The sequence below is a fragment of the Candidatus Anaeroferrophillus wilburensis genome, assembly GCA_016934315.1.
Taxonomy (GTDB): domain Bacteria; phylum Desulfobacterota; class Anaeroferrophillalia; order Anaeroferrophillales; family Anaeroferrophillaceae; genus Anaeroferrophillus; species Anaeroferrophillus wilburensis.
In genome coordinates, this window is sequence record JAFGSY010000014.1 from 126,966 (window position 1) to 140,943 (window position 13,978).

Below are 13,978 nucleotides of genomic sequence, written 5' to 3' on the forward strand. Positions count from 1 at the left end.
GGGATCATCTCCCTAAAATATAGCGCATGCAGACGATCCCACCCTCAAAAATCTGGCTGCAGGCCAGCATAACCAGGAGCAGGTTGTTGATCCCGTGAACCAGAGCCAGTCGGGGATGCCGTTTTTTGTGCCTGTCCATATACCAGCCGGTGGCATAACCGATAAGCATCAAAGGAAGCATCAGCACGGCATTGCGGGCATGATCGCCGGTAATAAAAAAAGCATGCCAGGTGTAGTGGACCATGAGAAAACCACCGATCATCCCCAACAGCCAGAGACAGATCACCACCTTCCCCAGGAGGACATGCCGCTGCCAGGCAAACGGCCGGCGGCGCTTCAGATGCTGGGCCTGAAAGCGTTGAAATCCAAGATAGAGCACGTACAAGGACAAGAAAATAGTCGGCACCTGCATTGCCGGATGAAACCAGAGCATGTTGGGATTTCCTCCTATGAGATGCGGACCAGCCTGCCGTAGAGGTTACGCCTTGATTGCCAGCAGCCGCTGGGCGGTTTTTTCGCCGAGAAAAACCAGCGATTCAATATCCAGGTAGCACAGGACCGTAGCATCAAAAAGAATCTTCACCTTGGCCGGAAAGCCATCATCCCGGTCTTCATCCCAGAAATAGAGCAGAAAAGGTACCCTGGGCAGGGGGTAGAACACGGCATGAAACTCGGCATTGGTATCCATGGGCGGCGATACGGCGCCCAGGTGGCCCAGGGCTTGTTTCAACGCCGGCAGGCGGCCGCCAAAGCCGGCGGCAATTTTTTCTTCACAACCCTCGCCAAAACCTTTCTGCTTCGCCAAGGCTCCCGGCAGTTCCCCCATGGCCACCCAGTTTCCCTTGAGCGGCTCCCGACATGCCCCGGCAATGTAATTATACAGCAACACATGCTCCCAGACATCCTCCTGCGGACCGTCCACGGGGACAACTTCGTCCAGGGTGACTTCATAGCGGCGCTGCAGCAGGTTGATGACCAGGCCCGGCCGGCCGTCGCGTTCTCCATACTCAGCCCCCAGAAACGGGGCCAACTCCTCAAGGTCATAGTCCTGAATTTTACTGATCACATGTTTTCTGGCACTGACAAAATGTCCCGGGAAAGCGGTTATCCCGCCTTCCTCCTGGGCTTTGAGAATTGCCTCCACCCGGGCCAGTTTTTCCGCTTCAAAGTGGCAGCATTTGGAGGGTTTTTCCCCTTCACGCAAGACATGGGTGGCAAACGCCATGCAGGTGGAGTAGCCGCAGGCGCCGCAATTGGTCCGCGGCAGCATTTTCAATAATTCAAGAATCTGTAAAGCCATGTTGGTTGCCTCTCAAAAATGCTGGTGCCGCAGGCGCAGGGAGTTGCTGACCACCGACACTGAACTCAGGGCCATGGCCGCCGCCGCGAACATGGGGTTCAACAGAATGCCAAACAGAGGATAGAGAACGCCGGCTGCCAGGGGAATGCCGACACTGTTGTAAAAAAAAGCCCAGAAGAGATTCTGGCGGATAACCTTCATGGTCGCCTTGGACAAACGGATGGCCCGGACGACACTCTGGAGATTATCGCCCACCAGGGTAATATCGCTGGCCTCCACTGCCACATCACTGCCGGCACCGATGGCAATACCGATATCGGCTGCCGCCAGGGCCGGAGCGTCATTAATCCCGTCGCCCACCATGGCAACCACCTGTCCTGAATCCTGGAGTCTTTTGATTGCCCCTGATTTGTCACCAGGCAGGACCTGGGCCAGAATGTCGTCAATACCCAGCGCCTTGCCCACCGCCTCGGCCGTCTGCTGCTGGTCGCCGGTAAGCATGAGTACCCGAAGGCCCATGGTTTTGAGTTCTGCGATGGCCGGCAGGGCTGCATCCCGGGGCAGATCAGCCAAGGCAAGAAAACCTGAAAGCCGACCCTGACGGGCAACGAATACACAGCTGTGACCCTCTGTAGCCAGGAAATCCGCCCGCTGGATCAGCTCATCAGGGATGGTAATGTTTTCTCCGGACAAAAACCGTTCATTGCCCAGCAAGACCTCGTGCCCGGCCAGTTTGCCTTTAACTCCCAGCCCCGGGATCGCCATAAAACCATCAACCTCTGGCAGCTCCAGCTGTTTTTTCTTGCCTTCGGCGATAATCGCTGCAGCCAGGGGATGTTCTGAGGCGTGCTCCAGGGCCGCCGCCTGGGTGAGAAGGTCATCGGCACTGCTGCCCGCCGCAGGATAGATCCCCGCCACCCGCAGCTTGCCGGCGGTCAAGGTACCGGTCTTATCAAAGACTACCACTGTCAGCCGGTGGACCTTTTCCAGAACTTCGCCGCCTTTCAACAAAATGCCTTGCTCGGCACCAAGTCCGGTCCCCACCATGACTGCCGTCGGGGTCGCCAGGCCCATGGCACAGGGACAGGCAATGATCAGCACCGAAACGGCATTGAGCAGGGCACGGCCAAACAGCGGCTCGGGAACCAGAAAGTTCCAGACCGCAAAGGTCAGCAGGGCAATCACCAGCACCACCGGAACAAAGACCGCCGCCACCCGGTCGGCAAAACGCTGGATGGGCGCCTTCGATCCCTGGGCCTCCTCCACCAGCCGGATAATCTGGGCCAGCATCGTCTCCCGACCAAGGGAGGTCACCAAAAAGGTGAAGCTGCCCAGCTGGTTCATGGTGCCGGCGAACACCTGGCTGCCGACGGTTTTGCTCACCGGCAGGCTTTCACCGGTAAGCAGGGATTCATCCACCGCCGAGGCGCCGGAAACCACCTCACCATCCACAGGAACCTTCTCCCCGGGACGCACCTGGACCACATCCCCCGCCTCCAGCTGGTCAACCGGCAGCACCAGCGGCTCGCCATCCCGGACAACCCGGGCGGTCAGAGGTCTCAGGTCCAAAAGCTTTTTAACCGCCTGGGACGTTTTACCACGGGCCCGGGCTTCCAGCAGGCGGCCCAGGAGAACCAGGGTAACGATCATCGCCGCGCCGTCAAAATAAACCTGAACCCGAAGGCCGGCACCGGCAAACATCACCGGGAAAAATGTCGCCAGCAGGGAATAGCCATAGGCGGCCAGCGCACCGATGGCCACCAGGGTGTTCATGTCGGCGGTTTTCTGCTGGAGGGCTTTCCAGGCCCCCGCCAGGAAACGGCTGCCAACCCAGAAAACAACCACAAAGGTCAGCCCGCCGAGGACCAGCAGCACCAGCCGGCGGGGAAGGTCCCGCAGCCAGGGAAACCAGGACTGCATGGAACCGGCAAAGATGACCAGCGTCAGGCCGGCACCGGCCACCACCTTGCGCTGCAGATCACGCAGGTCCTCCTGCCGGGCGACTGCCAAAGGATCATTGGAGCCGGCCTCGGCATCCACTTCTCCCAGGTAGTCATAACCGGCATTGGTGACTGTCTCACCTACCACCCGCAAATCAATGGCCGCACCCGGTCGGGCAACCAGTGACGCATGACCGGTTGCAAGATTCACCCGGGCTTCGGCCACTCCTGGAACTTTCTGCAATGCCAGCTCCACCCGCCTGACGCAGGCGGCACAGGTCATCCCGCCGACAGCAATAATTTCAGCCAAGGGAATACCCTGCCGCGGCCAGTTTTTCAGCCAGAAGCTGGCGGTCCACCGGTTCGGTCTCCATAAAACTGACGTCCCCGGTCTCAAGGTCAACCGTAATCTCGCTGACCCCAGGGAAACCGCTCAGAATTTCACCCACCGCCCGAACACAGTGCTGACAGGACATCCCGTTGACATTAATGGTTGTCATTTTCGCTCCTCCCACACCAGTTGAAACACGATGGACTTATTAACTCACATGGCCATTATGTGGCCTGGCATCCGGATGTTGGTTCTTAGCGGTTTTGGGCGGGAACCAATACCCGGATGCCATGAGTCGGAAATCATGCTGCTCAACACAAAAAAAATCCTGTAATTACAGAAGGATGATACTTGTCATCGGGAAACTACAGATCACTCTTTTCGAGCATCTGCCGCAACTCCTCGGCATCAGTGATCGCCGCCCGGCAGGCAAACTGTTCACACACGTAGGCTTTTGCCTGCCCACCACCATCCTCCAGGGAGGCCACAAAGGGAATCAAGGTCGCCAGCGCCTCCCGCTTTGCCCCCGTCGGAGCAAACAGGACAACCGTATCGGGCAGAAACAGCCGCCGGGCGACCGCCAGCAGTTTCTGGGTAGCGGGATCATCTTCCGCCCCGGCAATCACCAGCTCGCGGGTGGGTCCGAGGAGGAAGTCCAGGGCGCCAAGGAGATGGGTAAAAACCTCCGGCTGCGCACCGGCCACCGTCAAACTGGTTTTCACCGCCTTTTCCCCCTGGGCTTCCAGCTCCGGATTACCGGTCAGGCGGCCCAGGTAGAGCAGGATGAACGCGGCCACCGAATTGCCGGCCGGAATGGCACCATCCACCTGTTCCGTTGGCCGGACAATCAGCTGCTCTCCGTCTGTGCCGGTAAAGAAAAACTGCTCGGCATCATCATCCCAGAAAAGATCATTCATTTTCCCGGTCAGCTTCAGAGCCTCCTCAAGCCAGGAAGTCTCGAACGTGGTAGTGAACAACTCAATAAATCCCCAGATCAGGAACGCATAATCATCCAGATAAGCGGGATATTCCGCCTCACCCTGGCGGAAGCGGCGCCATAAACCGCCATCCGGCCGTTTCAGGGAGGTCAGGACAAAATCGGCAGCCCGGCGGGCCAAATGGATGAAATCCGGCCGGTCGAAGACGCGGGCGGATTTGGCCAGCGCCGCAATCATCAGGCCGTTCCAGGAGGTGATGATTTTATCATCTTTAAAAGGATGAACCCGCTGGTCACGCGCCTGGTACAATGTTGCCCGGGCAGCCTCCAGGCTGGCCTTGACCTCACCTGCCGGCAGCTTTTCGGCCGCGGCAAAAGCACCCAGAGATACCCTCAGATGGGGGATGCTGGTCTCCCCCTCAAAGGTGCCCTCCTCGGTGATATTAAAGTATCGGCAGACCAGATCACCCGTTTTCTCCCCCAGGATTTCCTTGATCTCCCGGGGTTTCCAGACATAAAAAAGCCCCTCTTCCCCTTCGCTGTCAGCGTCTTCAGCCGCATAAAAACCCCCATCTGGAGCGGTCATCATCCTCTCCAGATAGGCAGCGATCTCATCCACAACCCGGGCATAAAGCTCATTGCCGGTTACCTGGTAGGTCTCCGTATAGGCGGCAACCAGCATTGCCTGGTCATAGAGCATCTTTTCAAAGTGGGGCACCAACCATTTTTCATCCACTGAATAGCGATGAAAACCAAAACCGAACTGATCAAACAGACCGCCGAAACGCATTCCTTCGAGGGATTTTTCGACCATTTTCAATGCCTGCCGGTCGCCGCTGCGGTGGAACCAGCGGAGCAGAAAGGTCAGATTATGGGGGGTAGGGAATTTAGGCGCAAAACCGAATCCCCCATGCCGCTGGTCATAGGTTTCCCGCAGATTGGCGTAGGCCTTTGCCATGAGCCGACGGTCATTCGCCACCTCCCGCCCCACCCGACGCACCGGGTCCTGCAGCAGGCGCGTCAGTTCATCACCGGTCTGCACTACTTTTTCCCGCTCCTCCTGCCAGAGCCGGGCAAGATAATGGAGCAGTTCGACAAATCCCGGCATCCCCGTCCGGTTGCGTTTGGGAAAGTAGGTGCCGGCAAAAAACGGTCTGCCTTCCGGGGTCATGAAGACCGACAGGGGCCAGCCGCCCCGGCCGGTAAGCGCCTGGCAGGCGATCATGTAGATCTGGTCAATATCCGGCCGCTCCTCCCGATCAACCTTGATGGCTATAAACCAGCGGTTTAGCAGCTCGGCAACTTCCTGGTCCACAAATGATTCGTGGGCCATGACATGGCACCAGTGGCAGGTGGAATAGCCAACCGAAAGGAAAATCGGCTTTTCCGCCTTTCTGGCCTTCTCCAGGGCCTCATCACCCCACGGATACCAGTGAACCGGATTATCGGCATGCTGCAGCAGATAGGGACTTTTCTCATTGATCAGATGATTGGGCATACAACCCTCGCTTTACAAATATTCTCAGGTGATGAAAAAAGAGAAGGCCTGGAACGTTACGGGAAGCAATCACTCTTGGTGCATTCGCAACAACCGCAAACGCCTCGAAAAGCGGATGGCACCGTAACAGCTCCACATTCAAGGCGCGCAAAGCCTGAAGAATCCGACGGCCATAAAAGGACAACCCAGTGGCGCAGGATACAGCGCAACAAGGAAGATGGAGCTGCTATGAAACCATCAGTCTTGCGCCGACAGTAAGGCGCTGATCTCCCGGGGATCGAAGCCAACCCGATGTTCACTGCCCACGACGATGACCGGCACCATCCGTTTGCCGGAAATGGCAACCATCTCCTCCAGTGCCTCCTTATCTTTGCCAACGTCGAATTCCATAAAAGCCACCCCCTGTTGCGAAAGAAACTCTTTCGCTGTCTTACAGTGGGGTCAGGTTGCCAATGAAAATATCTTCACGTCCTTAGCCATAGCTAAAATATCCTTTCATCACGGTTATTCATCACCCCAGCCGAGGGTCAACACCGGTAAAGTTGCATTCCGGCGCATAGCAGGTCACATTGGTAAACTCACATTTTTTGTGGCACGAAGGACATTCCTCCGGCGGTTCAAGCTCCTGGAGAACATAGCCACAGGCCTGGCACTTCCAGTAGTTTTTCGACATTTCCGACTGTTTTTCAGACATGGGCTCCTCCTCAATAGGTGGTTCAGAAAAAATTATTTACCATATCGGCAAGCTGCTGCCGGTCAACAGGCTGTGCCATCAACGGTTGTTTGGCGATGACAGGGAAATGATCCTCATAGGGGAGGCGGTCATTGCGATACAATACTCCCAGCGGAATTTTATCACCCCCTTCATCAGCCAATGCCATGGCCAGCTGCCAGTCGGTGGGATCATGCTCGGGGGGAATATCATAGCAGCGCTGCTGGTACCAGGCAAAGGTGTTGACCTTGTTGAAAGAAACACAAGGCTGCAGCACATCGATGAGCGCCAGCCCACGGTGGGCCATGCCCTGCTGGATAAGGCCGGCCAGCTGTTCAAGCCGGCCGGAGAAGCCCCGGGCCACCATGCCGGCCCGCATGGCAATAGCCACCAGCAGCGGATTAAAGGCTTCGGCAAAGACTCCGTGCGGCTGGGCCTTGGTAACCATCCCGGTCGCTGTTGTGGGGCTGGCCTGGCCCTTGGTCAGACCATAGATCTGGTTGTTGTGCACCACCAGCGTAAGATCAATATTGCGCCGAACCGCCGCCAGGAAATGATTGCCGCCCTCACCGTAGCAACAGCCGTCACCACTTTCCACAACCACTTTCAGAGCAGGATTGGCCAGCTTCGCGCCGGTGGCCGCCGGCAGCGCCCGGCCGTGCAGGCCATTGAAAAGGTTGGCCCCGAGATAATGGGGGGCTTTCGCCGCTTGGCCGATCCCGGCAACAAAAAGCACGTCGGCCAGCTTCAGGCCCCCGGCCACCAAAGCCTGTTTCACGGCTTCCAGAATGGCAAAGTTCCCGCATCCAGGGCACCAGGCCGGCTCCAGATGGTTTCCATAATCGCTGATCGCAACCATCATCTCCCCCTTCCTGCCGCTTCCTGCAGCTTGTCAAACTGGCGAATGATAAAATCCGGAGTTATGGGTAAACCATCGTAGCGTCCCAGGTGACGGTCAATGGTCAGGCCGGCTTCCTGCTGAATCAGGCGGCCAAACTGGCCCTCGGCATTGCCTTCAACACTGATCACTTCCCCGGCCTCCTGAAGCCAGTGGCAAAACTGTTCCGGCACCAATGGCCAGACCTGGGAGAAGGCCAGCGCCGCCCATGTTTCCCCGGCATGATTCATCATCTCCACCACTTCAAAAACCGCCGCCTTACTGGACCCCCAGCACACCAGCAGCACCTTCGGCTGCGACGGGCCGGCATACTCGGGGGCAACCACCTGTTCCCGCAAAACACTCATCTTTCGCGCCCGTTTATCGGCCTGTTCCCGGGCGGCGGTCAAATCTTCGGTCAAGTGGCCATCTTCCGTATGGGCATCACTGTCAGCCACCACCAGGCAGTCAGTCATCCCGGGAGCCAGCCGGGGAGACACTCCGGAAACCATCAACTGATAACGCTTATAGTCTTTTCCCGCCGGCGGCCTCTCCAGCAATGGTGCTACCGATTCCAGCTCGGCAACCGGAAAAGGAGTCACCGACCGATAGGAATCGGCCAAAAACTGGTCAGTCAGCAGAAAAATCGGCCCCTGGGATTGTTCAGCCATGGCATAAGCCTGCCGGGTCAGGAAAAAACACTCCTCCACCGAGCCGGGGGCAAAAACGGCCCGGGGAAATTCGCCGTGGCCGGCGTAGAGCACCAGGTTGAGATCCTCCTGGGCCGTTCTGGTGGGCAAGCCGGTGGCCGGCCCGGGACGCATGGCAACAGCGATGACCAACGGCGTTTCGGTCATCGCCGCCAGGCTGACGCCCTCTTCCATCAGGGCAAAACCGCCGCCGGAAGTGGCAACCATGGCGGGTGCGCCAGCAAAAGAAGCCCCAACCGCCATATTCACCGCAGCAATTTCATCTTCCGCCTGCTCCACCAACACCCCCATGGCATCCGCCCGGGCAATGAGGTTGATACAGATGGAGGTGGCCGGCGTCATGGGATAATAGGCACAGAACTTCAGACCGGCCGACAATGCCCCCAAAGCAATGGCTTCATTGCCGTTGATCATCAGTCGGCCGGCAGGCGACTGAACCGGCGGCAGTCGGCAATCCGGGGCCCGATGCCGTCCGGCCCATCGCCATGCCTTTGCCAACACTTCGCGATTGGCCGTTGTAACGGCAGCTTTCTGCTTGCCGAAAAAACTTTCCAACGCCGTGCCTACCCGTTGTTCATCAAGGCCGAGCAGCGACGCTACAACCCCCAAGGCGGCGATATTTTCATATTTGCTGGCTGCCAATTCAGCAAAAGGCACGCCGATCAGCCGGGAATCATCGGCAGCAGCAACAAACTGCTGATCGGCAACCATCACACCGGCAGCGGCAACCTCATGACGATGCACGGCGATGGTCTCCTCAGTTAGGGCCACCAGCAGGTTGATGGTTTCCCGGGGGGCTTCAATGGGCCGATCGCTGATCCTGATACTATAGGTGTTATGGCCGCCACGGACACGGGACATATAACTCTGGGTAACGACGATGTAATAACCGCTGCGCACCAGACTTTTGGCTAGCAGCTGCCCCACCGTTACCAGCCCCTGACCTGCTTCGCCGCCAATCGTAATAGTGATCATGTCACCGCAACCTCCCTGACCTGTCCATTATTTCCCTGCAACGGGCATGACAAACGTTCGGGCACCCAGCTCACGGTTAAGCATGAAAAGGCCATTCCCCTTGTCGCCGACCAGCTTCAGCTGCTGGACGATTTCATCGGCTGACGCCTCTTCTTCCACCTGCTCGGTGACAAACCACTGAAGGAAGATATTGCTGGCATGATCTTTTTCTTCGATGGCAATATCAACCAGATCATGGATCCGCCCGGTAACATACTGTTCATGTTTGTAGACCGCTTCAAAGGCTGCCAGCGGACTTTCCCAGCTAGTTTCCGGACCGTCAATCTTGGTCAGGATCACCCGGCCGCCCCGCTCAATGACAAAATCATACAGCTTCATGGCATGCGTCATCTCCTCGGCGGCCTGCACCTTCATCCACTGGGCAAATCCGGCAAAGTTCAACTCCGAAAAACGGGCAGACATGGACAGATAGAGATAGGCAGAGTACATTTCAGCATTGATCTGGTCATTCAGGGCTTTTTCCATTTTTTGGCTCAACATGACACATCCTCCTTGTGAACACTTTTTTTGTTGTTTAATGGGCCATAGGGCAGATGAAGCATGCCGCATAGCACCCCTCTGAGATAAAACATATAGACTATATTAGTTTTGTCAAGATAAAATACAAAATAAGTATTGTTTTACTTTTTTTCTTCCTGGCGGTACCACCTTGCCAGCCGGTGTGGATCGATGCCGAGGTAATAGCCGGCAAAAACCAGCTGGTTGATCAGGGTTGTCCTGATAATGCCCAGCCGCTGCCAGCGGCGTCCCGAGGTGACGACGGCAGCCGGAAGCTGAATAATGCTGCCATAACGGCGCAGGCGGCGAATAAGCTCCACATCCTCCATGATTGGCGTTTGGGGAAAACCGCCCACCATGGCAAACGTGTCGGCCGCAATGAAAAACGCCTGATCACCGTAGGGCAGCTGCAACCATCTGGTCCGCAGGTTGACCAATGTTTCGATAAAGCGCATGCCAATGCCGGGGGCATCAATATGCAAAGAAAAACAACCGGCTGCCACCTGCGGCTGAGCCAGGGTCTCTTTGATTTTGCCCCAGTAACTCTGCGGCAGCCGGGTATCAGCATGGAGAAACAGTAAAATCTCTCCCCGGGCGGCCGCCGCACCGGCATTCAGCTGCCGGGCCCGACCTTTGGAACACGGCAAAACCCTGCCCCCCCGGGCCCGAACCAGTTCCACCGTCCGATCACTGCTGCCACCGTCAACCACAATAACTTCCTGGCCGGGAATATCCTGGAGGGCTGCCAGCACAGAAGCAATGGTTCCTTCTTCGTTCAACGTGGGAATAATGATCGACAGAGGAACCACATGACCGGGCTCATCAGCCAGAACGGCTGCCGGTTCCCACAGGGGCAAATCTTCCGGTCGATCAATATCGGCCAATTCAGGCAGCAGATGGACGGTCAGCTGCTGTTGTCCGGCAATCTGTAGTGTCCGTGTCAGAACATCGGCAGTTCCCCAGGGAATATCGGCAAAAAGTTCAGCCCGCAAGCGCCGTAAACCGATCAGATAATAGCCACCGTCAACCGCCGGGCCAAGGACAAGATCATGGGTTGCCAAGTGAGCGAACGCCTCCTGCAGGTGGCTGGTTTCAAGATGTGGACAGTCGGTCCCGATAACAACCACCCGGTCCATCCCCGCAGCAAAAGCGGCTGCAAACGACTGGTGCATCCGCTCCCCCAGGGAGCCGCCGGACTGGAGAAAAAACCGGAGGTCAGCACCCAGCCAGCAAGCCATCTGCTGCTGACTGCCCCCGGCATGGAATATCTGCAAAGCTGATGGATGGTGGGCCAAAAAATCGCGACATCGGTTGATCGTCTGGCGTGCCATCTGTCGCTGCAGATCAGCAGCACCTTCAGGCCCCAAAGCCGGAATCATCCGGGTTTTGGTTTTCCCCGGCTCCGGAAATCGGGTGAAAACAATCAGGCAATCGGACATCGGCAGCTCCTCTTTGCTACTCTCCGCCGGTAAGCCCCTGTTTTTCAAGCAGGAAACAGGGAGAAAACCTTTTTTTCACTCCTGCTTTGCATTCCCGGACAATGTTTGTTAAATTAGCATAGTAAACCATAGCGCATTTGCCGGCGAAAGTCACTGTTGTCCACCGGGCTTTGAACAAATGTTTTTGTGCCTGGGTCAGTATAAAAGCATTCTCACATTATCCACTAAAAAAGGAGAGCTTATCATGAAGAAGATAGCAATCGGATTAGGGGCCATCGTAGTCGTCATTATCGTCGCCCTCTTTTTTGTCTACCGCTCCCTTGACACTATTATTGAAAAAGCCATTGAAAAATACGGTTCGGAGATCACCCAGACAACCGTCAGCCTGGACGGAGTTGAAATCAGCCCCACCAGCGGCCAGGGAGCCCTGCTGGCCCTCAACATCGGCAACCCTCGGGGGTTTGCCACCGATTCCGCCTTTCGGCTTGGCAAAATCAAAATTCACCTGGATGTGGGGACCATCACCAAGGATCCCATTGTGATCAAGGAAATTCTCGTCGATAAACCGGAGGTCACCTATGAACTGGCCGCCAGCGGCAGCAATATTGACACGATCAAACGCAATGTTCAGACGTATGCCGGAGCGCAGAAAACAACTGCCAAACAAACTGACGGGGGGAAAAAGGGACCCGGCCTGATCATCGAAAACTTGATTATCAACAACGGTGCAGTCAATGTCAGTGCAGCAGCTCTCAAGGGCAAAAAAATGAGCGCTCAGCTGCCTGACATCCACCTGAGGGATATCGGCAAAAGCAAAGGTGGCGCTTCACCGGCCGAGGTGGCCGAGCAGATTATGGCCAGCCTGACCAAAGGCATCGGTTCAGCAGTGGGCACCTTGAACCTTGATCAACTCCTGGGCAGCGTCGATGAGATCAAGAAAGAGGCTGTCGACCTCATTCAGAAAGAGGTAGACAGCTCGGTTAAGGACGCTCAGGAAAAGATTGACAAGCAGCTGGGCGAAACCACCGATAAAGTAAAAAAGCTGTTCAAATATTAACGGTTTCTCAATGCTTGCCCTGATGAAAACGTTCAAAGTGTACAGCCATCAGTGGTACGGCTATGAAGCGGTTAAACAGGGGGTTTCCTGGCCGGGCTTTTTTTTCGGCTTTATCTGGGCCATGGTAAAAAAACTGCAGCGGACCGCGGCCGGCTTGTTTATGGCTTTTGCGGTGATACTCATCATTGACTCCATTGCCGACACCATCCACTCGACGCTGCTGAGCCTGGTAGCCGCCGGCTGCTATCTGGCCTTATGCCTGGCCGCCGCGCTTAAAGGCAACGAATGGCGGAGCAAGAATCTGGAAACCAGGGGCTATATCCTGATCGACACCATCCGGGCAACCTCGCCTCCTGAAGCTATCGCCCGGGTTGCTGGGGAAAAAAATCAGCCATGAACAACGGACGTTTTCAGCGACTAGCCGCGGTTCTGCAGCGGCGGCAACCGGACTTAACCGTGGTCATGGACAATGTCCATAAACCCCACAACCTGGCAGCCATCGCCCGCACCTGTGATGCGGTGGGCATTCTCACCGCCCACGCCGTCGCAAAAAACAGCTCAATCCGACTGACGCAGAAAGCTGCCAGCGGCTGCAGCAAATGGGTGGCCGTCCACGCCCATTATTCAATCATCGATGCCTATAACCACCTGCGCAGCCAGAACTTCCAGATCCTGGCAACCCATTTTGATGAGCGGTCCGTTGATTTCCGGGACATTGACTATACCAGACCTACGGCCATCGTGGTCGGCGCCGAATTGGACGGCATCTCGCCGGCAGCCGTTGCCCACAGCGACCGCACGATCATTATCCCGATGGCCGGGCTGGTGCAGTCGCTGAACGTTTCGGTGGCCACGGCGCTCATTCTTTTTGAAGCACAGCGCCAGCGCCAGGCGGCCGGGTTCTACGATATCCCCCGCCTGCCAGAAAACACCTACAACAGGTTGCTGTTTGAATGGTATCATCCCAAAATTGCCTCCTACTGCCAGCGACGGGGACTTCCCTATCCAGCAATCAATGAAAACGGCGACCTCATGGAGTCGCTGGCTGACCGGCCCCTGAGCACAACAGGAGCATCATAAAAGGCTTATGACATGGTCCACCAGGAAACCCTGACCATTGTCACCAACGGTCACCGGGACATGCACGACCTGACCAGTCAGGTCAACGATTACATCAAGAGCACACTGGTCACCACCGGCATTGTCACGATTTTCACCGTCGGCAGCACTGCCGCCGTGGGGACGATCGAGTTTGAACCAGGATTGCAACAGGACCTGCCGGATATCCTTGACCGCCTCATGCCGGCCAGCAACGGCTATGGCCATGAAGAGACCTGGCACGACGGCAACGGTCACTCTCACCTGCAGGCAACCATCCTCGGGCCGTCACTTACCGTTCCCATCCACGACGGCAGGATGATCCTGGGAACCTGGCAGCAGATTTTCCACCTCGAATGCGATATCAAGCCCCGGCGGCGCCAGATCGTGGTAACCGTTATCGGATCCTGATTATTAAAGCCCGCTCCCGGACAAAAGCACCCCTCCCATTACCCAGCACAGATGAAAGCCATCCATCAACGAAACCAAAACCACAACATATGCTGGCAGCACCGCCTTTTAACCGTCTTGCTCATCACCCAATCC

15 protein-coding genes are annotated in these 13,978 nt (G+C 56.6%); 4 read left to right on the plus strand and 11 right to left on the minus strand.

The annotated features are described in order from the left end of the window. Positions 1 to 4: 4 nt before the first annotated feature. The 11 genes from JXO50_04090 to JXO50_04140 all read right to left on the minus strand — a co-directional run bounded on the left by JXO50_04090 (position 5) and on the right by JXO50_04140 (position 11,277). Positions 5 to 433 (minus strand): DUF4079 family protein, encoded by a 429-nt coding sequence (locus tag JXO50_04090; protein MBN2332269.1) that lies wholly within the window; start codon positions 431 to 433, stop codon positions 5 to 7. Positions 434 to 478: 45 nt separating this feature from the next. Next, on the minus strand, positions 479 to 1,300 hold the full coding sequence (locus tag JXO50_04095) for a DUF3786 domain-containing protein (protein MBN2332270.1): 822 nt from the start codon (positions 1,298 to 1,300) through the stop codon (positions 479 to 481). A 12-nt stretch (positions 1,301 to 1,312) separates the two neighbouring features. Further along, on the minus strand, positions 1,313 to 3,523 hold the full coding sequence (locus JXO50_04100) for a copper-translocating P-type ATPase (GenBank protein MBN2332271.1): 2,211 nt from the start codon (positions 3,521 to 3,523) through the stop codon (positions 1,313 to 1,315). Between the two features lie 19 nt (positions 3,524 to 3,542). Continuing rightward, positions 3,543 to 3,740, minus strand: coding sequence for a heavy-metal-associated domain-containing protein (locus JXO50_04105; protein ID MBN2332272.1), 198 nt, complete (start codon positions 3,738 to 3,740; stop codon positions 3,543 to 3,545). A 196-nt stretch (positions 3,741 to 3,936) separates the two neighbouring features. Next, on the minus strand, positions 3,937 to 6,006 hold the full coding sequence (locus JXO50_04110) for a thioredoxin domain-containing protein (GenBank protein ID MBN2332273.1): 2,070 nt from the start codon (positions 6,004 to 6,006) through the stop codon (positions 3,937 to 3,939). A 237-nt stretch (positions 6,007 to 6,243) separates the two neighbouring features. Further along, on the minus strand, positions 6,244 to 6,405 hold the full coding sequence (locus JXO50_04115; protein MBN2332274.1) for a glutaredoxin family protein: 162 nt from the start codon (positions 6,403 to 6,405) through the stop codon (positions 6,244 to 6,246). Between the two features lie 112 nt (positions 6,406 to 6,517). Beyond that, the gene (locus JXO50_04120) at positions 6,518 to 6,700 is read right to left on the minus strand and encodes a hypothetical protein (protein MBN2332275.1); all 183 of its coding nucleotides are present in this window, start codon (positions 6,698 to 6,700) and stop codon (positions 6,518 to 6,520) included. Between the two features lie 22 nt (positions 6,701 to 6,722). Then, positions 6,723 to 7,577, minus strand: coding sequence for a 2-oxoacid:ferredoxin oxidoreductase subunit beta (locus tag JXO50_04125; protein MBN2332276.1), 855 nt, complete (start codon positions 7,575 to 7,577; stop codon positions 6,723 to 6,725). Beyond that, positions 7,577 to 9,280 (minus strand): 2-oxoacid:acceptor oxidoreductase subunit alpha, encoded by a 1,704-nt coding sequence (locus JXO50_04130; GenBank protein ID MBN2332277.1) that lies wholly within the window; start codon positions 9,278 to 9,280, stop codon positions 7,577 to 7,579. The genes JXO50_04125 and JXO50_04130 overlap by 1 nt, the downstream gene beginning before the upstream one ends. Before the next feature lie 27 nt (positions 9,281 to 9,307). Continuing rightward, positions 9,308 to 9,820 carry a ferritin gene (locus JXO50_04135; GenBank protein MBN2332278.1) on the minus strand — a complete coding sequence of 171 codons (513 nt, stop codon included), beginning with the start codon at positions 9,818 to 9,820 and terminating at the stop codon, positions 9,308 to 9,310. Positions 9,821 to 9,960: 140 nt separating this feature from the next. Beyond that, complete coding sequence (locus JXO50_04140; protein MBN2332279.1) at positions 9,961 to 11,277, minus strand: TIGR04283 family arsenosugar biosynthesis glycosyltransferase; 1,317 nt, start codon at positions 11,275 to 11,277, stop codon at positions 9,961 to 9,963. Between the two features lie 244 nt (positions 11,278 to 11,521). Between JXO50_04140 and JXO50_04145 the strand changes: the two genes are divergently transcribed. From JXO50_04145 to JXO50_04160, 4 genes are read left to right on the plus strand one after another with little or no spacing between them, the layout of a single operon-like run. Continuing rightward, complete coding sequence (locus JXO50_04145; GenBank protein ID MBN2332280.1) at positions 11,522 to 12,334, plus strand: hypothetical protein; 813 nt, start codon at positions 11,522 to 11,524, stop codon at positions 12,332 to 12,334. A gap of 22 nt (positions 12,335 to 12,356) precedes the next feature. Beyond that, positions 12,357 to 12,731: a DUF2628 domain-containing protein gene (locus tag JXO50_04150; GenBank protein MBN2332281.1), complete on the plus strand. Its 375-nt coding sequence runs from the start codon at positions 12,357 to 12,359 to the stop codon at positions 12,729 to 12,731. Then, positions 12,728 to 13,414: a tRNA (guanosine(18)-2'-O)-methyltransferase TrmH gene (gene trmH / locus JXO50_04155; GenBank protein ID MBN2332282.1), complete on the plus strand. Its 687-nt coding sequence runs from the start codon at positions 12,728 to 12,730 to the stop codon at positions 13,412 to 13,414. The genes JXO50_04150 and trmH overlap by 4 nt, the downstream gene beginning before the upstream one ends. 12 nt (positions 13,415 to 13,426) lie before the next feature. Then, positions 13,427 to 13,843 carry a YjbQ family protein gene (locus tag JXO50_04160; protein MBN2332283.1) on the plus strand — a complete coding sequence of 139 codons (417 nt, stop codon included), beginning with the start codon at positions 13,427 to 13,429 and terminating at the stop codon, positions 13,841 to 13,843. Positions 13,844 to 13,978: the final 135 nt, after the last annotated feature.

Excerpts from the sequence above, each read along its gene's own strand:
- JXO50_04090 (MBN2332269.1), bottom strand. The coding sequence starts at position 433 with ATGCTCTGGTTTCATCCGGCAATGCAGGTGCCGACTATTTTCTTGTCC.
- JXO50_04095 (MBN2332270.1), bottom strand. The coding sequence starts at position 1,300 with ATGGCTTTACAGATTCTTGAATTATTGAAAATGCTGCCGCGGACCAAT.
- JXO50_04100 (MBN2332271.1), bottom strand. The coding sequence starts at position 3,523 with ATGACCTGTGCCGCCTGCGTCAGGCGGGTGGAGCTGGCATTGCAGAAA.
- JXO50_04105 (MBN2332272.1), bottom strand. The coding sequence starts at position 3,740 with ATGACAACCATTAATGTCAACGGGATGTCCTGTCAGCACTGTGTTCGG.
- JXO50_04110 (MBN2332273.1), bottom strand. The coding sequence starts at position 6,006 with ATGCCCAATCATCTGATCAATGAGAAAAGTCCCTATCTGCTGCAGCAT.
- JXO50_04120 (MBN2332275.1), bottom strand. The coding sequence starts at position 6,700 with ATGTCTGAAAAACAGTCGGAAATGTCGAAAAACTACTGGAAGTGCCAG.
- JXO50_04125 (MBN2332276.1), bottom strand. The coding sequence starts at position 7,577 with ATGGTTGCGATCAGCGATTATGGAAACCATCTGGAGCCGGCCTGGTGC.
- JXO50_04130 (MBN2332277.1), bottom strand. The coding sequence starts at position 9,280 with ATGATCACTATTACGATTGGCGGCGAAGCAGGTCAGGGGCTGGTAACG.
- JXO50_04135 (MBN2332278.1), bottom strand. The coding sequence starts at position 9,820 with ATGTTGAGCCAAAAAATGGAAAAAGCCCTGAATGACCAGATCAATGCT.
- JXO50_04140 (MBN2332279.1), bottom strand. The coding sequence starts at position 11,277 with ATGTCCGATTGCCTGATTGTTTTCACCCGATTTCCGGAGCCGGGGAAA.
- JXO50_04145 (MBN2332280.1), top strand. The coding sequence starts at position 11,522 with ATGAAGAAGATAGCAATCGGATTAGGGGCCATCGTAGTCGTCATTATC.
- JXO50_04150 (MBN2332281.1), top strand. The coding sequence starts at position 12,357 with ATGAAAACGTTCAAAGTGTACAGCCATCAGTGGTACGGCTATGAAGCG.
- trmH (MBN2332282.1), top strand. The coding sequence starts at position 12,728 with ATGAACAACGGACGTTTTCAGCGACTAGCCGCGGTTCTGCAGCGGCGG.
- JXO50_04160 (MBN2332283.1), top strand. The coding sequence starts at position 13,427 with ATGGTCCACCAGGAAACCCTGACCATTGTCACCAACGGTCACCGGGAC.